Raw genomic sequence first — 20,651 nt, 5'->3', positions numbered from 1 at the left:
TCCTATATTCTTGTCAATCTATAAAATATAGATCAGCCCAGTACGTAGTCAGTCAAAACACAAACTCGACTTTATTCCTAACTTTGCCAAACTAAATTCTCATAGCTACATACCAATTCATCGACAAAAATTAAAGTAGCCTTTGATTGATCTGACGCTATAAATCAAATGGCTAACAACCCAACCTATGGCTTTAAACCATATCATCGTGTAGTAGAGTGATATTTTTTATGTACTAGCCTCCACTTAAGATTCCCAATCATTATTGACCGCACATAATTTTTCGTAGAAACACGAAAAACACTCTGCCTTTATATGGATGTTAAAGGCAGAGTATATGCTTACCACCCAAAGTCCAAATTGGTAAAGGAGTTATCCAATGAAGACCTATTCCCTTATAGCCACGGCCTTATCCTTTATGATCAGTGGGATTTCCTATGCGGAAAATACTGTCATCCAGAACCAGATGGGTACAGATAATAACGCGACAGCTGATCAAAGTGATCCGACCGTATTTGATAACCTTATTGTGCAAACACAAATTGGTGATAACAACGACGCTGATGCCAGTCAAACTAATGGCAATGTCAGCGGCGCCATTTATCAAACACAGCAGGGGGATAATAATAGTGTCACCTCGACACAAGATGTCACAACCAGCACTACGGCATCAGCACTCCAGGTCGGGGATAACAATATCGTTTTAACCAGTCAGGAAACCGCTTCAAACGGTAGCAGTGAAATCCTCCAGAATGGTGACACTAACTTTGCCAGCTCTGAACAAACCTCCTCAGATTCTGATTCTATTTCAATCAGCCAGTATGGCGATCAAAACCTGGCTACTAGTACTCAGGACACGAGTTCCAGCAATATTGTAGTCATTACCCAATCCGGTGACTTAAATATTTCAACTACATTGCAAAACACAGCAAGCTCTGGTAACAGCGCTACCACAATTCAATTCGGGCAACAAAATGCTGCTGGGATATCTCACCTTAACTCCTTTACCAATTCAGACTTGATAAGTCAGGTTGGTGATTTCAACAATGCCTCAATTAACAGAAACACCTCAAGTTCCGATAGTGCTATCGTAGTACAGTCCGGAGACTCCAATTTTGCCAGTGCTACTAGTTTTGATACTGCAGACAATACATTATCCATCTACCAATATGGGGATAATCAATCAGCGGTTGCCACACAAAGTAGTGCTTTTGAAAGTAACATTTATATTAGCCAAAGTGATGACAATAATATGGCTTTGGCAACACAATCAGGAGCCAGTGACAACATTGAAATTTATCAGTCAGGCTCATCCAATATGGCTACAGCCTTACAGGCGTCGACTGACAATAGCTCCAATATTATTTCCCAGGACGGTACACAAAACGATGCTACTGTCACACAAAGCGGTTCATCGGATACATCCTCTGTTGAACAAATTGGAAATATGAATATGGTTTCAGCTAGCCAATCAGCATTCAGTGGCTCACTGGATATCACCCAGGAAGGTGATGAGAACGAAATTACCTCAACACAGGATGGAGATATGGAGACAGCAACCATGCTGCAGGCAGGTAACTTGAATTTGATTGAGTTGGCCCAGAGCGGCATGCAAAACACTGCAACATTATCTCAAGACGGTAGCAGTAACTACATATCGGTTACGCAAACTGGCTTTAATGATGCTATCAGTGTTACCCAACTTGGAGACGGCAATAGCGCTACATTTATACAGTAGACTGATAGAGACTTTCGTTAAGGTGCCCTTTGGGCATCTTAACCTACTCAATATGCAAAAGTTAATGAGCACATCGCCTAAACATCACCATATGCTGTCATAGAGATTTTGTAGTCAAGGAGTATCTTATGAAAATCTCTTCCTTCCTTACCGATTCCCTGGCGCTGACCACCAGCAGTGCTGCTATCGCCGAGAATAATTTTGTTACTTCACAGCAAGGTAGGGCCTTTCTGAGCACCGCTGTAACACAAATGGCAGTACCATGAGGCAGACAATACCCATACGGATCTGAGAAATTTGATGATATTAATCCAGATTGGCTGCTGTCATTCTGAAGAAATTTCACAAAGTGTATGTAAACCAAACTTCATTTACGTTACAAATTGGTAATGCCAACTTTGCCAGTGTGCAGCAATAGTTATATCCAAAACTCACAGGATTAGGCTCTGTATGCAGTATCGTTCATCGGCAGAGCCTCAAGTGGATATCAGTGGTCAATTCGATTTACAAGGAGGAAGCAGTAACTGAACGGACAATGATTTAGGGATTTTTAGTTTAAAGGAGTAACTTATGAAAATCTCACCACTTATCTTTAGCTCACTTGCGTTGGCAATCAGCAGTGTGGCTTTTGCCGAAAACAATTTTGTAATCCAAAACCAAACTGGCATAGGCAATACCGCGACAGCCAATAATGCAGACTCTGATGTTAACAACAGCTTAATAGTACAAACTCAAATTGGAGTCAACAACAGCGAGGATGCTCTCCAAATTGATGGAACCAGTGAAAGCACCATCGTGCAAAGCCAGATCGGTGTCGCCAATGACAGTGAGACTGCCCAGGAAAATACCAGTAATGGGCATATCAACACTTCTCAGACAGGGGATAGTAACAGCGCTAATGCTGGCCAGGGAAGCTCATCAGACGGATCGATTATCGTCAATCAAATCGGCGTATCGAATACCGCTACCTCCCAACAGGTTGTGACCTCGTCAATCTCATCACTCACCACTCAAGTGGGAGAACAAAATTCTGCGGAAATTTACCAGGAGAATATAAACTCTGCTAGTGGCACACTCCAACAATTTGGAGTGTCAAATACGGGGAATATTCTGCAACTGTTAGGGTCAGGTAGCACTGGAACCCTACTTCAGGTTGGATCTCTAAATACAGGCCGCATTGACCAAATTGACAGCGACTCCGCTCAAGGATCTATCACACAAATTGGAGGTAATAACTACGCAAAGATCTCTCAACTGGATGCCAATTCTGATAGTGCAGAAGTATTACAAACTGGCACTCAGAACTCCGCTGAAACCACCCAGACTTTTAGCAACTCTAATAGCGTATTTATTGCCCAGTTAGGAACCTTAAATACAGCAACTACTAATCAGAATCTATCTGAAGATGGCTCCCTAATCGTAACGCAAGGCGGTTCAGGAAATAGTGTTGAAGCCGACCAAAATACACTGGTTAGTAGTGGTGAGATTGCTCAGCTCGGAAGCCAAAATGCAGTGGATACTGATCAATTAGGGCTTGATGTACACTTGCTGGTTGCACAAATCGGAACAGCTAATACCGTCAGCCTACAACAGGATGGGGTTATTCTCACAACAGATGTTGCCCAAATTGGTAATTCCAATGAAGCAATGATCTCACAAAGTGGTTTGAATAATTCCATCACACTCCTACAAATCGGCGAAGGGCATTACAAGGAGATATCACAATCTGGTGAAGGTCATTCCTCTTTCACGATCCAAATCGGCAGCGCCAACTTTGCCCAGGTCACACAGTAGGAGTAAACCGGCACCCCTATTTTTAAGTAGCTCTTGAATATGTTGTAACACCATGCCGCCAATATCCTTTGTGATATCCGGCGGCATTATAGTTTATTAGCCCTATCGTATATTTCCGCCTTATACATAAGGCGCGAGCACAATACCACAGATTAAAAAGAGTAATCTGCACGTATAAAAACAGCCTATTCAGGCAGTTCTGAGCCGCTAATTATTCCTACTTGTTTGGCTGGAATCTATGCAAATATTGATAATATGTACCCGTTTTCCAGGCTTGATCTCCGTCGCCTATTACCTCACCCTCCAATCAATCATATCTATATTTTTCTCAGAAGATCTGCTCAAAGGATCTCTTTTAAGCGCCACCTTAAAGCAACTGACAGAGAAGAAATCCTATGCAGGCAGGAAAATATTTCCCGTTAATTTTTGCATCCGTGCTTTTACCAGCCCTATCTTTTGCTGACGTTCAGTGCGGCGATACCATTACCACCGTTGAAATAATGACTGAAGACATATTATTCTGCACTGCTACACCGCCAATCACCATATCCGGTCCTAGCGGCAATCTGGATATGAACGGGTTTACCGTGCACTGTGCCGAACTTCCCGTGCTAAATACTGGCATTATTTTGTCTGGTCAGGGGGCTTTTCTCTCAAACGCGACTATTTAAAATTGTTATACCGGCGTCAGCGCAGAGGACTCGGGATTTCATGGAATTTATAATGTCCTAGTACAAACTAACGAAATAGGTATTTCCCTAACCAGCAATCACAATTTTGTTAGCGGCTCAACAATTTTGTCAAATACCGAAATGGGTATCTCTTCCGATGGGGATTTTAACAGCATACTTTCAAGCGAAATCTTGGGTAACGAGAAGGACTCCATCGTTATTCAAGGGGATAATGTACTCGTTTCACAAAATACCATAGAGCCCGAAGCTGCGGGTCTTATAACAGGGTTGAATGGTATTGTTATCGGCAGCTCGTCCGGAGGGATTATTACCCAAAATACCGTTTTAGATATTGAATTTAGCGGTATATTGATGCAGGAATTTGCGCAAACCAATTACCTTATTACTGGCAACAGAGTTGATGGGGGCACCGTCAGTCTCGGCTTCGACCTTAATGATGCCAATGCCGATGCCTGTACCTCTTCCAATATATGGATCTCCAACACTTTTATAACGGCTAACCCCAGCTGCCTGGATTAAATTTTTGTCTAACAGGAATGTATATGCCTGTAGATAGGTTTAGAGAAAGATAACACCGAAGGAAAGGCAATAAAAAAGTGACCTGGCTGCGGGGGAGAACCAGGTCACTGAAAGGGTTTGGGTGGGGGCTATTCAGCCCCCTGGTTTTTAGTCTTGGTAATCGATGGTCATATCAAAGTTGCCTTCAACACACTTGGCATAGTCGCCCTCATTCAGTGCTGAGTAGGCAGTCTGGTAATTCACCAACTGACATGCGTAGCTCTCATTATTTGGGGTATCCGCAGACCATCCCCAATCTTTATCCCAGTAAATATCCAGGGAGGCTGCACCACCAGTCTGGAACTGCCCCATATTGGCACAACCGAGTTCTTCATCTGCCGGAATTTCTACACCGAAGTATTCCGCTGTGCTCTGGTAGTACTCGATCCGATACTGTGAGCGGTAGTCTTCAGTACCAGAACTACATTCGATGGCCCCATTAATAATATTGGTGGTAACACCGAATCCAGAAGTCAGGTTATTGGCCAGATCCACACTGTTCGGTTCCCAAGTGCCATCGATTACATGCAGGATGCTTGGCTTGGGTGGCTGTGGATAGACGAAGAAAAAGATAGAGCTCGCCAGGTTCAACCAGGTATCCGCTACCAATTCCGGGGCTTCCAGCAGGGTGTAAATATCGCCGTACATCGCCTGGGAGAAGGGACCGTAGTTATAGTTCCAGCTCAACTGCTTGGCGCCGCGGCCGAAGTAACTCTTGTAGCCACCATCACTATTGATCGCACAGGGCCATGCTTCTGCTGCCCAGCTACTGCTGGCATCACAGGCGCCGTAGCCACCGGAAGTATCTTCTGTCCAGCCAATTTCCCGCAACCAGTACAGGCCCTGGCGCCATTCCGGCACTTCCCAACCTGTTGCGTGGGCACCGGTTTCCTGGGCGTAGTGTGCAAACATTACCGCCATCGACTTGCGACAGATCGCCTCGGCATCACGGCCATCGGTATAGTCACCACAGAAAGCTGGGAACTTGGCTACGGCTCGGAGGAAATTGGTGTAGGTGTACTCTTCCGCTCTGAGGGCGAAAAGGTAATCCCAGTCTTCTTCAGACAGGATACTCTCAACGCGGAGGACATTTTCAGGGTTTGCACTGCGGCCAGGTTGTACTGCCTCAACCACGGCGTTGTCCCGGGTTTCGACTGTATCCTTTACTTCCTGAAGCAGGGAATCGCTACTGGTAATCGACTCTTCCGCAGCTTCCAGTTCGCTGATGCCCATCACATAGCCATCGGCTGCGGCACAGCCATCCTGGCTAATGGAGACCTCGTCCACATCACTGGCTTGAGTGGAGTCAGAGGCCGTCAGCTGGAAGGTGTAGGTTACATCGCTATATACCTCAGACAGGGTCACTGAGGTAGCGCTGCCGGTATAGTTGGTCATCTTTACAACAGGGCCACTGGTTTGGCTCCAAATGTAAGAGATATCGCTGCCGCCGGTACTGCCTGAGCCATCCAGATTAACCGTTCCACTACAGCCTACATTGATACTTGAGGCCGAGATATTTGCGGTTACTGAGCTTTCAGAACCATCGGTATTATCATCATCGTCGTCTTCATCGGTATCGTCCACCGCGAGGTTTTGCACGGTTATCTGTGCTTCTTCAGTAGTGTCACCATCACTGACGATTAGGCTAAAGACATAGCTCACATCAAAAGTGCTTGATGGTAGGGTAACAGTGGTGGATGCGCTGGTCGCAGAAGCAATATCTGCTTCAGGAGAGGCCGGGGATAATTGGGCCCAGCTGTAAGATAAGTTGCCGTCGCCACCGGAGGCACTGGCATCAAGTGTTACAGTGCCACCACCGGTAATTTGTGTCTGCGACACTGAGGCACTGATCGTAATGGGAGTGCTGTCAGAATTATCGTTGCCATCGTCACTGTTGTCGTTATTGTCGTTATCACTGCCGCCATCATTGCCACCGGTGCCGGTGTCATCATCGGAGCCGCCATCACTGGAGCAACCATCCGCTTCCTTAAGAAGCCAAGGGGAACCCCAGGTATTTTCAGCCGTTAATGCATCGGTGGGGTGGTCGTCACCATTAGCCCACCACTGGGCAACAAATAAGTCGCCGTCGTAACAAACTTCTTCGCCTTTGCGATAGTTTTGACCGGAAATATAAGTATCGGAATCATCGGAACCACCAGTGCCACCACCGCTGCCGGAATCTGTATCATCATTGTTACCAGAATCCGTATCTCCGTTATTTCCGGTATCAGTATCATCATCAGAATCGGTGTTATCACCATCACCAGAATTGGAGTCATCGCCACCACTGGTATCGCACGCACCTGACTCCTCCAAAATCCAGGGGGAGTCCCAGCGGTTTTCTGCTGTCAGGGCATCCGAGGGGATTTGAGAAGCTGTTGCCCACCATTGAGCTTTATATAAGTTTCCCCCGTAGCAAACCTGGCTGCCACCGGAATAACTCTGCCCCGCAACGTAGTCGTCGGCGGGTTGTGCCGCACTCAAGCCTTGAGCGCCCAGCATCAGCGCCGATGCTATGGCTGTGCGAATAAAAATATGGCTCATAGAATCTCCAATTGTCGTTTTTAGGGCTCTATTTAAAGTTTTACGCGATGAGGCAAATACCAAACTGCCAGGTATTATTTGCAAAAATAGAGATCGAGAGCTTGTGTGAATAACGTATAACGGAAGGCATTAATAAATAGAGCAGGCATTCTTGGCATAAATATTTATACACTGCCAGGATGCTCTAAATTGAAAGGAGCCCACTTCCCTTCCCCGTCTTTATTTACTCACCTGGGTGCAACTGCCCCTGCACCTTTAATAATTATCACAAACACTTACTTTATTTCTGTACGCTGTTCAAATAGCCCCATACGTACTCAGCAGTTTCGATAAATAGCAAACGGAATGGTTCCAGATTTAAACAGAATATTTCGTGACCACATCGACACAGGTCACGTGCGCCAGTGAGCAAATGTCTAAATTCAAGATCAAAGGCACGTAAAAATCGGAAATTATAGGTTTTTAAATCTACATAAAACCATAAAAGAGAAAAGTTTTACCAATAACAATACAAGATCAAAATGTAAGGATAATTACCTAGCCAACAGACACCGATAGACAAATTCATGGCGCTTTACATCGTCTAAGTGAGAAAAAGTTCCCAATCTAACCAGGAACCACCACTGATAAATACAGTTTTTCACAATTCCTATATCTTTCGTCAGTGACTTTTCTCTCAAAATAAAAGTACTTCTGGCCCATAGTATTTCCCTTACTCTATGGCGACACTTTAGATCGGCAATATCAGCAGTAATAAGCCGTAACTGACATTCATTTATCCTTTGGCTAGCACCCCGTGCCCCAAACAGGAAAGAGCTCAGATTAGTTCAACAAAGGGAGATCTTTGTGAAGCCTTACCCTATCCTTTTTTCATCCACAATTCTGTTGTTAGGTACTATTAGCCACGCGGACACAAGTACTACCACTGTAGAGCAATACGGCGATAGCAATCTGGCAACAGCCGAGCAAGCCGACTCAACCATTGAAAATAACTTAATAGAACAAATGCAAACGGGTAGTTCCAACTCTGCCGAAGCGATGCAATCTGTGAATTCATCTTTGGGCTACATACTTCAAATGCAAACTGGAGACAGTAACAGCGCCATCGCCAGTCAAGAAGAAAGCACTTCAACCACGGTGCAAGTTGTGCAATTGGGTGATAATCAGACCGCACTCAGTACCCAGATACTTACCACTACGACTAATGGGGAAATCTATCAGGAGGGGCTATTGAATAACGGTAGACTCTTCCAAAGTGACTCCATTGGCAATACAGGCTACTTGTTCCAATCTGGACAAAGTAATATGGGGTTTGTTCGCGCCACCAGTGGTGACTTCCACTCAGGCTCACTTCTCCAAACAGGAACCTTGAATGATGGTGTCCTAATTCAACTACGCGGTACCTTCTATACCTCTACCGTGACACAAAACGGAACAGGAAATGAGGCGACCAGCTTGCAGAACTTTGGCGAGTCCCTTACTAGTGAAGTCACCCAATTAGGTGATGGCAACAATGCCATTCTCTGGCAAATATTCAATGAAAACAGCTACGCCCAAACAAGTCAGATCGGGTCAGACAATATCATTTCCTCTCGACAAGAAGGTGAACTCATGAGCATCACCACCACACAGGAAGGTATGTTTAATGAAGCTGTTGCATTTCAGGAGGGTACTTCGAGTTTCGCCTTATCTCAACAAAATGGGCTGGATAATTTTATTGATATTTCACAGAGTGAAGTCAATGGAAATATATCAGCCAGTCAAGTGGGCAATGGCAATATCGGGATGATATCCCAATAATAGAGATTACGATTTTTAATCGAGAGTTTTGATTGTACTGGGCTTAGGGAGCCTCTGAATAACTCCGTGTTATCTCTGGCTTGCAGAGCGGTTCACAATCAAGGCGCGGCTTTGCAGGAATGTCTAGACCTTTCAAGAAGTCGCAACGCGGAGTGTGAATCGCTCTGCAAGCCCCGAAGGGCGGGCCTTGAAGGCCACAGCTGCTGCGTTGCAGCTCTTACAAAGGACTAGAGCCATTCGCGGCGAGCTGCGCCTAACATCTGCAGCCTTCAAGACCCGCAGAGGCATTACGGAGTTATTCAGAGGCTCCTTAGGAACTGTCCAATCGATAATTGCCCGTTAGCAACTGGCCAGCGGGCAATTGTTAAACTCTTGCTTAAGATGCAAACACCCTAAGACGTCCCTCACGCTTCTCCTCGCTAAAGTCACAGCTGGTCAATCTAAACATCAACACATACTCGGAAAGGCAACGAGTATCGTGAATATCTCCTGGTAAGAACGCACTACAGTCACCGGGCATCATTTGATAACAGCCCCGGCTCACCAGTTGTTCACCATCGTCTTGATTGAGCAAACCATAGGTAGACATCTCCACTTCACCATGTTGCACCGCGTAAAATACCCAGCCATTGCCATGATTATGTGGTGGGCGATAGAGCCCACGAGGCTCCACATGAGCCAGTAAGATAAAACCCTTATCTTCGTCACGGTATAACTCTACACTGGGTTCTTGGCGACCGTGTAGATCAGCCAACCAGGCTTCATCAGAATTTGATACTGCCAACTTTTCCAGGGCTTCTCGACATCTCACAATCGATGAAGTATCAAGTCCCTGCCAATTCACTTTAAGTGCTTCAACACACTGTCTCAAAGAATTCGTCACTGATTGGTCCTCCTAAAGCTCTCTCGATATCTTGTTGAAAATTACTGCTAATCCACAAATTCAAGATACAACTTGAAGCCAGCTTTAAGTCAACCAGATCTGCGCCTGTATTTTTTACTATTTAAGTCGTGGGTGAAGTGTAAAAGCATTGGCCTCAAAAATAGGAATAAATCGGGAAATAAAGATGGGTATTAACGGCTCCAGCAGTTATTAATATCCGCGAGTGCTCACTAAAACGAAGCACTCGCTAATGGGTTTACTTTATAGTTCTGGAGGTAATCTTTAATTTTGCGCTTTAGAAGCAAGCTTGCTGGCAAGAATAGACACCACCTGTATTGTTAATGCGGTTAACAAGAACACTGATGCCAGGCGATAAACGGCATTGAGGCCGTCCGCTATCTGTGACGGGCTCATGTCTTGCAGGGGCTGGCTGGGTACAAGCCCTACAAAAATCACACTCATCACAGAAGCCCCAGTCAATAAACCCAAGCCTCGTGAAAGGCTGAGAAACCCGGAAATACGCCCACGAACTTCGGCCCGGGCGCTATTCATGGTCATAGTATTAACTGTCGACAGGTAGGTTCCATAACCCATTGCCATAGTGACGGAAAAAACCAGATAGCCTACCAAGCCCTGCTCCACCCTGAGCAGTCCCATTCCCAAGGCTCCACAAAGCAAAATTACCAGACCCAGTAATACGATACCTCGACTATTGAATCGATCCACGGCTCGACCGGCAAGATTTGAACAAGCAGCCACCATAAATGATCCGGTTGTCATCACCAGCCCTGCGATAAAAAGGTCCAGATCCAGTGCCAGGGTCAAATAAAAAGGCCCTACAATCAGGCTACTCATTACCGATGAAGCCACCAAAAAGTTTCCGGCCACATTCGCCAAGAATGTCTGCTTTCCAGAAGATTCCGTAAATCCTTCACGCAAGGGTTGTACTTTCTGCCTAACGTAAAACAACCCCACACCAAATATCACCGATAGAGCGATAGCAATTCCATTAACTGCGGAATATCCCTCTCCCAATGGCTTAATCGCCAGGGTATAAAAAACAATGTTAAAGAACAGGAATGCTGCGGCCAGGTAGCGTTTGAATCGACTTCTGCCATCAACAACTTCGCCGACTATGTTTTCCGGTAGAGTTCGATATGCGAGGAAAAACACCCCCAATCCCACCGGCACTACCAACCAAAAGATAGCCTGCCAATTCAGGTTTTCGACAATCAAGCCGCCCACAATGGGCCCCATACCAGTCCCAACCGCAGACAGGCTGCCCAGTAATCCAATTATCTTTCCCGTTTCACTTTTATCGAAAACGTCGCTGGCAATAGCCATAGACACAGCCACGAACATCGCCGCACCGATCCCTTGTATTGCGCGGAAAAAAACCAGAGTCCAAACATTAAAAGACAGCGCGCAAAGTAATGTCGATAAGGTGAATATCAATCCGCCACTTAGAAACAATTTTCTGCGACCCAGCTTGTCGCTGAGACTGCCGGCAATAGGCAGGGTCGCAGTCATACACATCATGTAGGCCACGGTAATCCACTGAGTATTACTGAAGGAAGCCCCCAAGCTTTCGATTAATACAGGCAGCGCCATATTAATTGCGCTGACTCCCAAGGCTGCGAGCAAAGTCGCCAAACACAAGGTGACCAAGACTCCTCTTTTGGAAACCTGAGCAGCCTCTTGGGAAATTGGGTCTTCGGAATAACTTTTCGCGGTGTGCATAAGCTGAACTTTGACTTGCCAGTAATGACGCGTGAAACTAGCATACAACTTCAAGTGAGCTTGAGGTCAATAAGCGATGAATAACAGGGAAGAACTGGATATACGCGAAGTCTCCAAACTGTCGGGACTCCCCTCTTCCACACTTCGGTATTATGAGGAAAAAGGCCTGATAAAGTCATGTGGTCGTCGGGGAATTACCCGAATTTTTAAAGCCACAGTGATAGAACAGTTATCCCTTATCTCCCTTGGCCGCTACGCCGGTTTTTCCCTGGATGAAATTGGCGAGATGTTTTCCTCTAATGGCAACCCCGCTATCGACAGGGAGCAGCTCCTCGCCAGGGCCGACGATCTGGAAAAGAATATCCGCCGACTCGAAGCTATGCGCGATGGGCTACGCCATGTGGCCAACTGTCCCGAGGTCAATCAGCTGGAGTGCCCCAACTTCCAAAACCTGATCAGGAAAGCTACCAAGCTACAGCATAAGGAAGACAGGAAACAGAAGCGACGCTGACAGAATAGCAGCGAATAAAGTCAGGAGACACTAAACTCTGTCATCATTCCCGAGTCCTCGTGCTCCAAAACATGGCAGTGCACCATATAGGGCATATCCGGTATCGCCGGCAGCGGGAAACGAACAAATATTTCTGCTTTGCCGCCATCGGATATGGGCATCGTATCTTTCCAGCCACGCATATAGAGTGGCGGTTCTGCATTATTGTATTTCGTGACCCGAAACTGGCAGCCGTGGATATGTACCGGGTGTAGCATTCGGTCCTGTCCTTCAGAGATCTCCCAGCGCAAGTCCTTATTCATCGCGACCTTAAATCCGGGCTCGGTAAATGCAAAGGAAACCCCATTAATCGCATTCGCAGTTAGCTGCTCTTTTAACGGCAATGCCGGCCCCTCAGTAATCAGCTTCAATACCTTAGCCACCACATCGGGGTTGGTCGTACCTGCGGCAACCATCTGCGGCAGCCCCGTTGCACCGATCACAGCTTGCGCCTGCTTCTGTCGGTTCATTTGCATCACCAGCTTCTGACTGATTGGTGGCAAGTTTTGGGGGATCTGCGGCAGGGATACCAGGCGCTCCGGCAACTGTCCTTTCCCCTCGGATGTTCCAGGCACCACACTGAGAAAACTGTGGGCCTGATCAAATGGTGGCAGGCGCATTATTGGCTGGGGCACTGGCAGTGTTTGGAAGTCGAAAGGCTTGCCATCGCGGGTATCGATCATTACTTCGTAGCGCTCTCCCGCAGCAATAGGCAGTACATCCACTTTCACTGGTTCCGAGAGAAAACCGCCATCGCTGGCGATCACGTAAAGTGGTCGCTTGTCACTGGTGGCAAGCCGATAGTTGCGCCCGTTGGAGCCATCCAAAATACGAAAGCGCACCCAGCCTTTAGGTGGCCTGACCACCGGATTAATAACGCCATTAACCAGAAGTCGATCCCCACAATAGCCCGCCGCAACCGTCACTTCGTTAAAGCGATGGAAGAACTGACCATTATCGGTAAAGCGGCGATCCTGAATCACTAACGGAATGTCATCCACACCCCACCGCGAAGGTATCGGCAGTGCATCGCCTTCTTCATCGTCGATAATAATCAATCCGGCCAGGCCTTTGAGTACCAACTCGGCGGTTGTCGGGTAGAGGTGGGGATGAAACCACAGGGTAGCGGCGGGCTGGATTATGTTCCAATCTACGGTCCAGGTTTCTCCAGGCTTCAATGGCATATAGGGGCCACCATCGGCATTGCCGGGTACGATCAGTCCATGCCAATGCGCAGTTACATTTTGCGGCAGATGATTGACCACGCTGACGGTTACTTTCTCGCCCTTGCGCACCCGTATCGCCGGACCTAAAAACGGACCATTGAACCCATAAGTACGCGTAGTCACCCCCGGTAGGAAAGACTGCTTGCCCGGGCGCGCTGCCAATTTAATCCGGCCTTGCCTATCTGCACGCAACTCCGGGGGAATCGGTAAAGCCTGACGGCGGCCCTTCTGTGCCTGGGCAGCTTTGGAAGTCGACACCCCTGTTAGTAAGGCCGCCCCCAATGCGCCAGTGGCAAAACAAAATTTCCGTCGCGACAATTGAGCCATGGGTCCACCTCCCTATGCGCCATAGCTCCAAGTGTCTAAGGCACTGGTCATTTTTATCCCCAGAAATCTTAGACGGCTTATTCCCATGGCCCAGTAGTATATTGCGACAACTGTACACTCAATACAGAGTGGTACCCTGGTGCACAACTCCGTGATCCACAGCCCTTGTGTTCTAAGCGAACTCGGTTAACCTTGCCCTCGAAAAGTTAGTAGTGAAAATAAGAAGAGTAATCCCTATGCCGTTTCTTATTCTATCCATCCTTATTCAGGCAGCTTTTGTAATTCACGTGCTCAAAACTGGGCGCAACACCACTTGGATTTGGGTTCTAGTGATGCTGCCCATGGCCGGAGTTATTGCTTACCTGGTCCTGGAAATTCTGCCGGAAGTAAACCAATCACGCAGTGCCAAAAATGCGCGCAGGACGGTGCGGGAAACTCTAAATCCCAATCGGGATATCCATCAGGCTGCGCAAGAATTGTCCCGTTCCAATAATGTGGAAAACTCTATGCGCATGGCCGATGAATGCGTGAAGCGTGGCCTTTATCACGAGGCAAAAACTCTCTATGAAAAGTGCCTCCAGGGGGTTCATCAGGATGACCCTGAGCTGATGTTAGGGTTGGCACGCTGTCAGTTTGCTCTCAATCTGTTTGAACTGACCAAGGAAACACTGGACCAATTAATCGAAAAGAACCCCGATTTTAAAAATCAGGATGCTCACTTACTTTACGCTCGTACGCTAGCGGCATTGAAGCAAGTAAAAGAGGCCTACCACGAGTATGAAACGCTGTACCAATACTACAGCGGACCAGAAGCGACTTTTTACTTTGCCTTATTCTTGAAAGATCAATCCCAGGTGGAAAAGGCCAATGTCTTGTTCAATGAAATCCTTGATAAATCCAAAACACTGGGCAAGCACTACAAAGCGACTCATAAGCAGCTGTTAAAGCAAGCAAAACTGGAAGTATCCTGAACCAATCGCAACATTCGGCTCAATGGTAAAAGGCTCCCAATATGATTTTGGCGGTAGATGTAGATTACCGGGACCCCGGAGCAATAGTGGCCGGGGTCGGCTTTGAGAATTGGTCAGCTCCTGAGCCCGAGCAACTCTATCTCAGTAAAATAGAGAGTACCTTGGCCTATGAGCCCGGTGCTTTCTACAAGCGAGAACTCCCCTGTATCCTCACCCTAATCGAGGAGCACAAGATAGAAGCAGAACTGATTGTTATCGATGGTTATGTATTTCTCGGAGGGGAACAAAAACCGGGGCTGGGTGCCCATCTCTACTCTGCTCTCCAGCAGGAAGTTCCCATCATCGGTGTCGCCAAGAAACCGTTTAAGGACACCCCTGTTGAGGCGGAACTGCTGCGGGGAAAAAGTGTAAAACCGCTGTATATCAGCAGCCTCGGTCTCCCTTTGCCGGAAGCCAAAAAATTGGTGAAAAAGATGCATGGAGACCACCGTATCCCCACTTTATTGAAACGCGTGGACCGCGAGTGTCGAAAGTCCACGCGATAATTCCCGAGAGAATGAAAGGCGGTTATCGCCGCCATTTCCCAGTCACATCCCTGGGACTTTCTTCCTACATTTTCAATACTTATTTCTCATATCCTACCCCTTCGATGCCAGCAATAATTTTTCTATTCGGCGGGAAATAGCTACTGAAAGTGAAAGCTTCCTGGCATCCGTTTATCCCATAGGGATAATTTGGCGCTTAGATAGACGGCTAGAAGTAGCTAAGATCCCATACTGATGTATTCGGCTCGTAGTTTTTGATGTCCACTTGTGAAGTGCGAGTGGACGATGTTCATTAGCAGCCCCGAATGGGCTCCTTGGAAGTTTTGTAGTAAAGGAGTTACTCATGAAGTTATGCGCCAGTATTGCGACACTCGCACTGGTTGCCTTTAGCGGCAATGCGCTGGGCACCAACTCTACTGACTTGGAACAAATCGGTTCAGGTAACTCAGTAAATTCCGATCAAACTGAAGCGGGTTTCGGCAATACTATTATCAAACGCCAAATAGGTGATACTAATACCGCCACCGCCACTCAAAGTGGCGGTGTTATTAACAGTAGTATTCAGAGTACCCAGATCGGTAGCCAAAACGAGACCACGATATCTCAATCCGGTGGTGCTTCTCTAAGCGCAACCAATACACAAATCGGATCGCAAAATACTTCCGAGATCACCCAAGAACTCTCTCTCGACAGCCAGGTCTCTATTCTGCAACTTGGTACCTCCAATGCTTCCACTATCGAACAGCGCTTTGGCAGCGGTAATACCATTACCAATATCCAGGATGGAGACAGTCACTTTTTTATTGGTCGCCAGGAAGCCAGTGCTAACGGCAGCATTTTTGTATTCCAGGACGGCGAAAGGCAAAGTGCCGTGGTAGAGGAAACCGCAGGCAATATAGGCAGTTCCGTTTTAATCTTTCAGTTTGATCGGGACGACTTCGCCACCGCCAGCCTGGTTGCCACAATCGATGGCACCTTGGACATACTGCAGGATGGCAGCGATATCTATGGCGGGCTCGCACAATTTGCCAGTGTCAGCAGCAGTATGACCTTACGGCAAACAAACAATCGCCACTTCGCCTTTGCGACCCAAGTAGACAGTCTGTTCAATGACCTTCTGATTATCCAAAGGCTCGGCGATGCCAATATCACCTCGATTACCCAAACCGGTGCCTTTAATACCCTTGAGTTGCGCCAAAATGGTGGGGGCAACAACGCGGCTTTAGAACAATCCGCACTGAGTAGCAGTATCGATATACGCCAGACCGGTACCACCAACCAGATTACGGGTTCCCAGCTGGGTGCCGAATTCAACTCCATGAACAGCGAACAGTTCCTGATTGATAATGTGGTAGTTATTAATCAAGGCGGCTTACTGATCAGCGCGACCAATGAACAAACCGGTTTGCAGAATGTTGCCAATATCGAGCAGGCTGGAACAGAGGTAGATATATTCACCCGTCAATTGGGTTTCGATAACCGGGCAACGTTCGAACAGGCTGGTGAGTCTCTTTCAATAAGCTCCCGCCAGTTTGGCGATAGTAATAACATCACCATCACCCAGAGTGGCGATTTCAACTCAGCTTTTAGCCTGCAAATTGGTAACAACCACACAAAAGAAATTACCCAGACAGGTTCCAATGGCCGCGCTTTTAACTTCCAGATCGGCGGTGAGAGTAATACCGGCGTAATCCTCCAATAATTTCAGCCAAAATTCAGAAGCCCCCGGTAATACACTGCGGGGCTTTCGATTGCGAAATCTACAGGAAAAAGAAGAAGGGAAAAGTCGTTGTGCAGCCCCGCGAGAGCGGGGAACAACTAGGATGCACTCCGACAACTTCTCCATCGTCGGTTTATCCCCGAGCATTCAGGGAACACCTTGCGCAAAGCACTAAGGCTATGCCTTATCCGGTTTACCCCTGTACAAACAGGGAACAGTCGCGCAAAAGGAGCGCGATCATAGCACACCCCCATTGCATCCCCGAGCTTTCGGGCAACATTTTCAGAACTAATGTCCGTGCGCTATCGGCTACGGTCCAGCCCCGCCCAGCGGGGGAACAAACTCAGGTGTCGGCACAACCCAACCCCACACTCGGTTTACCCCCGCAACTGCGGGGAATAGCCCGAATAATTACCGTGCAGCTTTGACGATTTTCCACGGTTTAACCCCGCCTGGGCGGGGAACAGCCTCAGTTAAGATCGCCTTATTGCGCAATTACCGGTGCAACTCCGCTTATGCGGAGAACCTATTCGGAAAGGAGTGTATAACAGGATACCCTCCGGTTTAGCCCCGTATATACGGGGAACAATATCAAGCTGGTTTGACCATCATATCACCGGTCGATTTATCTCCGCTGATGCGGGGAACTCACTAAATCTGCCTATTTGCTATCCGCTAAAGTCTTAGTATCGTTGCAGATACTTTTGAATCCCAGCCCTCGCTCTCAAACACTTCCAGCTGTATAAAAACTCTATTTATCCCAATCAGATTCGGCGGATTAACATCAATCCACAACCAAATGCTTTGGCCGGCCCCATACCCGCAAAAATATTTTTTATAAATAATTCGGGTTCAGTAACCAAAAGCTCTCCCCGGTAATCCACAGAACTGAAACCAGCACCGCGCTGCTTTTTATGTAACAAATTCCAACGATACCCATTGCAGTGAAGCTTTGGTGGGTAAATATCAAATCCGAGGCGCGTTCCCCGGTGAATTAACCAGCTGCGGGCGGCAGTCTGGCTGACATCCTGTAACCGGGTTTCAATCTGCCCCTGGTCAAACTGCTCCGGCTTTTCCTGCACCAAGCTCTGCTTCAGCTGCCCTTTGCCACCTTCAACAGGTAAACCATGCAATTCGCACTGCTCCCGCAACCAATGGTATTGAGCATCCATCAGCACATCGTGCCGCTTGCCGCGCTTTTGCCCTTCAGTTTTACGCGCCACTGTAGGGTTCGCCCGCAGGCGGAAGGCCAGCCGATCGCCGGGGTTTAAGCGGGGCTCGAAGATTTTAGTCTCTACCAAAAATATCGGATTGTCCTGCGCAGGCCGGACTTTAGACAGCAGGTAATACACCGGTAGATTGCGTTTGCTAAGCAGCTGTTCCCGCGAGGATTCCTCACGAAATAAAAAACGCTCATCACCATCAAAAAGATCCCACAAGATTTGATGAATACCGTAGCTGTTTTCGCTGAGCAACCGTGCCAGCTGCTTCTGCACCGCCAGCGAGGGAGATAGTTGAACTCTGGATAAATACATAGCCGCTCCCTTATGACTGCCAGAGATTTTCAATACGCGGCTGGAACTGCCAGCGCTTGCGAGATAGGGGCTGATCGAGACGGCTAAGCCGCTGTACAGATCCTGCTGAAAACACTCCATCTTCCGCAGAGAAATCATCCAAGCTACCCTCCCAGTAGTAACGACAACTCTCTTCAGTGGGCAACCAGCGCTCCTGCCGGGCCCATTCCGGTTGGTAATCCAGCAACTCCGGGGATTCATAATGGTCCAGGGCGCTACGGAAGTTGTCCGCACCGATCACCCGTGCGGCAGTGGGGGCTGAAAGTGGAAATGCTTTTCGCCCCAGATAGAGGTGATACTTTGGCCGGGCCAGGGCTTCACACAGCTCCGCCAGAGACCAGTTAGCCTCTTCACAGGATCTCAGGGCCACTATCGCCTGCGCATCCACCAGATACTCCCTGCGGGATAACAGGGTTCCCAGACGCGCTTTCCCTACAACCAGCTCATCCCGGCGCGTATGGTAGCGGCGCTTGCCAGCGGAATCTGGGACCTGCACCGTGTGGAAATCCTTTAGCAAAGTACCTACATTCAGCACCTTTACCGCCTGGCGATATTGCTGGGCCAGGTTCTGGTGTAAGTCCTCTCGCTCCCGGGGTATCCCCAGTGCCGCACCAAATAGTCCCGCGATAGCGGATTTACCCGGGTAGTGTGCGCTGTGGCGGGATTCCCCCACAGCCACTTCCCCCCAGGAAGCCATGGCACCGTACAGACGAAATACTAGGTATTCCATAGCGCCACCTATTCGCTGACAAAGGCCAAAAGTTCCTCAATATTACCTTCGCCAGTTACGGCATTGAGAACATAGCGGCTATCAGCACAATCCCCGTACACTTTATCGAAACTCTGCAATTGCTTTTGAAGTGCATCAATAGCGTCATGGGCGTAATCCTCGCTATAGCGATCAACCGGCTTCAGGTAGGCCGCAGAGAGAGAGCGCGGTTGCTGGTCACCGGCTTCGGCCACGACATAAGAGGCATAGGCACGGCTGGCATAGCTGTTTTGTTTACCGCTGGGAGAAACTTTAAGGATTGTCTCAGTTAGCGCAGCTACGGCTCGATCGGCCAGGGGTTTATCCCCGCCAAGGTTTTCAATTAGCAGCTCTTTGTTAATGCAGATATAGGAATAAAATAATCCCGCAGCAAAACCCGCCTCACCCAAGTGAGCAGCACCGGCATCCTCGCTGCGATCATTCAGGTCGTCTACCGCAGTAAAATAATCATCTTCAATCACTACAGAGTGAGCCGAGAGTGCATGGGCCACCTGGCACGCCGCCTCAACGTTATAGGTGGGCTTGGAAGCGAGCATACGGCCAAACAAAGCAATATCCACCGCCATGTTTTCCTTGCGCAATAAATCCAACTCCGTCTTATCCGGCTCCCGCCCCTCTTCTGCCAAGGTTTTCAGTAGTGCATTGATCCCGTTTTGCTCAGCACTACTGAGGTGAACTAACTGCTCGATTTCCAAATCGGCCAGAGGGTTATCTTTTTCCGGCTTTTTTAACTTACCGAATTGCTCGGCAACTTTCTGTGCCCACAATTTGGCCTTTTTCTCAGAGACACCCAGATCCAATAAAGTCTCATATGCCAGTACCCCCTGACGCTTGGTTCTGGTGCCAATGAGGCTATCCCCCTGCTCCGTTGCCAATACCTGCTGGAACAACTCCGACGTTCGCCAGTGACGCTTAAGGCTCTGGGAAGAGATTCGCAGGCGATCACAACCTCCCATCTTCGCTGTTTTTGGCCGCCCCAAGTCATCCCGATTCAGGTTCGCAGGGGGATAGGCGGTCAATACATGCAATTGAATAAAGCGGCTCATAAATCTCTCCTTGTTGCGACCGTCAGGCCATCACATTACTTCGATTCATTTCTCAGGTATCTGATCAACAGTCACTGTCAATCGGTCTGGCTTTGCTCTGTGCTTAGTGTTGTTATGGGAATAGCATTTAAAATATTTTTAGGCCCCTAAGACCCCTTTAATTTGTAATTCTCT

General features: G+C 47.9%; 16 protein-coding genes and 1 pseudogene. 10 read left to right on the top strand and 7 right to left on the bottom strand.

Annotation, left to right across the window (positions count from 1 at the left end):
* Positions 1-379 precede the first annotated feature (379 nt).
* From ACJJIN_RS21870 to ACJJIN_RS21850, 5 genes and pseudogenes are all read left to right on the top strand, one after another.
* Positions 380-1,738, top strand: coding sequence for a hypothetical protein (locus tag ACJJIN_RS21870; RefSeq protein WP_444896185.1), 1,359 nt, complete (start codon positions 380-382; stop codon positions 1,736-1,738).
* A 128-nt stretch (positions 1,739-1,866) separates the two neighbouring features.
* Entirely contained in the window at positions 1,867-2,004 is a 138-nt protein-coding gene (locus tag ACJJIN_RS21865) for a hypothetical protein (protein WP_444896184.1), read from the top strand.
* A 304-nt stretch (positions 2,005-2,308) separates the two neighbouring features.
* Positions 2,309-3,532, top strand: coding sequence for a hypothetical protein (locus ACJJIN_RS21860; RefSeq protein WP_444896183.1), 1,224 nt, complete (start codon positions 2,309-2,311; stop codon positions 3,530-3,532).
* 395 nt (positions 3,533-3,927) lie between these two features.
* Positions 3,928-4,203, top strand: a complete 276-nt coding sequence (locus ACJJIN_RS21855) for a hypothetical protein (RefSeq protein ID WP_444896182.1) — start codon at positions 3,928-3,930, stop codon at positions 4,201-4,203.
* 12 nt (positions 4,204-4,215) lie between these two features.
* Positions 4,216-4,743: pseudogene (locus ACJJIN_RS21850) on the top strand (hypothetical protein); the annotation flags it as partial.
* A 147-nt stretch (positions 4,744-4,890) separates the two neighbouring features.
* Here the strand turns inward: ACJJIN_RS21850 and ACJJIN_RS21845 are convergent.
* Positions 4,891-7,326 (bottom strand): glycoside hydrolase family 19 protein, encoded by a 2,436-nt coding sequence (locus ACJJIN_RS21845; RefSeq protein WP_444896181.1) that lies wholly within the window; start codon positions 7,324-7,326, stop codon positions 4,891-4,893.
* An 846-nt stretch (positions 7,327-8,172) separates the two neighbouring features.
* On the opposite strand from ACJJIN_RS21845, the gene ACJJIN_RS21840 reads away from it, so the two are divergent.
* On the top strand, positions 8,173-9,126 hold the full coding sequence (locus ACJJIN_RS21840) for a hypothetical protein (RefSeq protein ID WP_444896180.1): 954 nt from the start codon (positions 8,173-8,175) through the stop codon (positions 9,124-9,126).
* Between the two features lie 376 nt (positions 9,127-9,502).
* On the opposite strand, the gene ACJJIN_RS21835 is transcribed toward ACJJIN_RS21840, so the two are convergent.
* Together ACJJIN_RS21835 and ACJJIN_RS21830 are read right to left on the bottom strand one after the other, a co-directional pair.
* Positions 9,503-10,009: a hypothetical protein gene (locus ACJJIN_RS21835; RefSeq protein ID WP_444896179.1), complete on the bottom strand. Its 507-nt coding sequence runs from the start codon at positions 10,007-10,009 to the stop codon at positions 9,503-9,505.
* 282 nt (positions 10,010-10,291) lie between these two features.
* Positions 10,292-11,797 (bottom strand): MFS transporter, encoded by a 1,506-nt coding sequence (locus ACJJIN_RS21830; RefSeq protein WP_444896178.1) that lies wholly within the window; start codon positions 11,795-11,797, stop codon positions 10,292-10,294.
* Positions 11,798-11,825: 28 nt separating this feature from the next.
* On the opposite strand from ACJJIN_RS21830, the gene ACJJIN_RS21825 reads away from it, so the two are divergent.
* Entirely contained in the window at positions 11,826-12,260 is a 435-nt protein-coding gene (locus ACJJIN_RS21825) for a helix-turn-helix domain-containing protein (protein ID WP_282931385.1), read from the top strand.
* A 20-nt stretch (positions 12,261-12,280) separates the two neighbouring features.
* Here ACJJIN_RS21825 and cueO read toward each other — a convergent pair whose 3' ends face one another.
* Positions 12,281-13,852, bottom strand: a complete 1,572-nt coding sequence (cueO, locus tag ACJJIN_RS21820; RefSeq protein WP_444896177.1) for a multicopper oxidase CueO — start codon at positions 13,850-13,852, stop codon at positions 12,281-12,283.
* A 236-nt stretch (positions 13,853-14,088) separates the two neighbouring features.
* On the opposite strand from cueO, the gene ACJJIN_RS21815 reads away from it, so the two are divergent.
* The 3 genes from ACJJIN_RS21815 to ACJJIN_RS21805 all read left to right on the top strand — a co-directional run bounded on the left by ACJJIN_RS21815 (position 14,089) and on the right by ACJJIN_RS21805 (position 17,070).
* Positions 14,089-14,823 (top strand): tetratricopeptide repeat protein, encoded by a 735-nt coding sequence (locus tag ACJJIN_RS21815; protein WP_444896176.1) that lies wholly within the window; start codon positions 14,089-14,091, stop codon positions 14,821-14,823.
* Positions 14,824-14,864: 41 nt separating this feature from the next.
* On the top strand, positions 14,865-15,368 hold the full coding sequence (locus ACJJIN_RS21810) for an endonuclease V (RefSeq protein ID WP_444896175.1): 504 nt from the start codon (positions 14,865-14,867) through the stop codon (positions 15,366-15,368).
* A 343-nt stretch (positions 15,369-15,711) separates the two neighbouring features.
* Positions 15,712-17,070 (top strand): hypothetical protein, encoded by a 1,359-nt coding sequence (locus ACJJIN_RS21805; RefSeq protein WP_444896174.1) that lies wholly within the window; start codon positions 15,712-15,714, stop codon positions 17,068-17,070.
* Positions 17,071-17,852: 782 nt separating this feature from the next.
* On the opposite strand, the gene cas6e is transcribed toward ACJJIN_RS21805, so the two are convergent.
* The 3 genes from cas6e to cas7e are packed head-to-tail and all read right to left on the bottom strand — an operon-like array spanning position 17,853 to position 20,477.
* Positions 17,853-18,623: a type I-E CRISPR-associated protein Cas6/Cse3/CasE gene (gene cas6e / locus ACJJIN_RS21800; protein WP_413663212.1), complete on the bottom strand. Its 771-nt coding sequence runs from the start codon at positions 18,621-18,623 to the stop codon at positions 17,853-17,855.
* A 10-nt stretch (positions 18,624-18,633) separates the two neighbouring features.
* Positions 18,634-19,392, bottom strand: coding sequence for a type I-E CRISPR-associated protein Cas5/CasD (cas5e, locus tag ACJJIN_RS21795; RefSeq protein ID WP_444896173.1), 759 nt, complete (start codon positions 19,390-19,392; stop codon positions 18,634-18,636).
* 8 nt (positions 19,393-19,400) lie between these two features.
* Positions 19,401-20,477, bottom strand: coding sequence for a type I-E CRISPR-associated protein Cas7/Cse4/CasC (gene cas7e / locus ACJJIN_RS21790; protein ID WP_444896172.1), 1,077 nt, complete (start codon positions 20,475-20,477; stop codon positions 19,401-19,403).
* Between the last annotated feature and the right edge of the window lie 174 nt (positions 20,478-20,651).

It is taken from the genome of Microbulbifer maximicatervae (SeqCode) (genome assembly GCF_052467505.1).
The sequence above is the reverse complement of the archived record's forward strand: the minus strand, read 5'-3'. Positions and strand labels throughout refer to the sequence as shown.

What these genes read in the sequence shown, in the direction of transcription:
- ACJJIN_RS21870 (WP_444896185.1), top strand. Translation starts at nt 380, where the DNA reads ATGAAGACCTATTCCCTTATAGCCACGGCCTTATCCTTTATGATCAGT.
- ACJJIN_RS21865 (WP_444896184.1), top strand. Translation starts at nt 1,867, where the DNA reads ATGAAAATCTCTTCCTTCCTTACCGATTCCCTGGCGCTGACCACCAGC.
- ACJJIN_RS21860 (WP_444896183.1), top strand. Translation starts at nt 2,309, where the DNA reads ATGAAAATCTCACCACTTATCTTTAGCTCACTTGCGTTGGCAATCAGC.
- ACJJIN_RS21855 (WP_444896182.1), top strand. Translation starts at nt 3,928, where the DNA reads ATGCAGGCAGGAAAATATTTCCCGTTAATTTTTGCATCCGTGCTTTTA.
- ACJJIN_RS21845 (WP_444896181.1), bottom strand. Translation starts at nt 7,326, where the DNA reads ATGAGCCATATTTTTATTCGCACAGCCATAGCATCGGCGCTGATGCTG.
- ACJJIN_RS21825 (WP_282931385.1), top strand. Translation starts at nt 11,826, where the DNA reads ATGAATAACAGGGAAGAACTGGATATACGCGAAGTCTCCAAACTGTCG.
- cueO (WP_444896177.1), bottom strand. Translation starts at nt 13,852, where the DNA reads ATGGCTCAATTGTCGCGACGGAAATTTTGTTTTGCCACTGGCGCATTG.
- ACJJIN_RS21815 (WP_444896176.1), top strand. Translation starts at nt 14,089, where the DNA reads ATGCCGTTTCTTATTCTATCCATCCTTATTCAGGCAGCTTTTGTAATT.
- ACJJIN_RS21810 (WP_444896175.1), top strand. Translation starts at nt 14,865, where the DNA reads ATGATTTTGGCGGTAGATGTAGATTACCGGGACCCCGGAGCAATAGTG.
- ACJJIN_RS21805 (WP_444896174.1), top strand. Translation starts at nt 15,712, where the DNA reads ATGAAGTTATGCGCCAGTATTGCGACACTCGCACTGGTTGCCTTTAGC.
- cas6e (WP_413663212.1), bottom strand. Translation starts at nt 18,623, where the DNA reads ATGTATTTATCCAGAGTTCAACTATCTCCCTCGCTGGCGGTGCAGAAG.
- cas5e (WP_444896173.1), bottom strand. Translation starts at nt 19,392, where the DNA reads ATGGAATACCTAGTATTTCGTCTGTACGGTGCCATGGCTTCCTGGGGG.
- cas7e (WP_444896172.1), bottom strand. Translation starts at nt 20,477, where the DNA reads ATGAGCCGCTTTATTCAATTGCATGTATTGACCGCCTATCCCCCTGCG.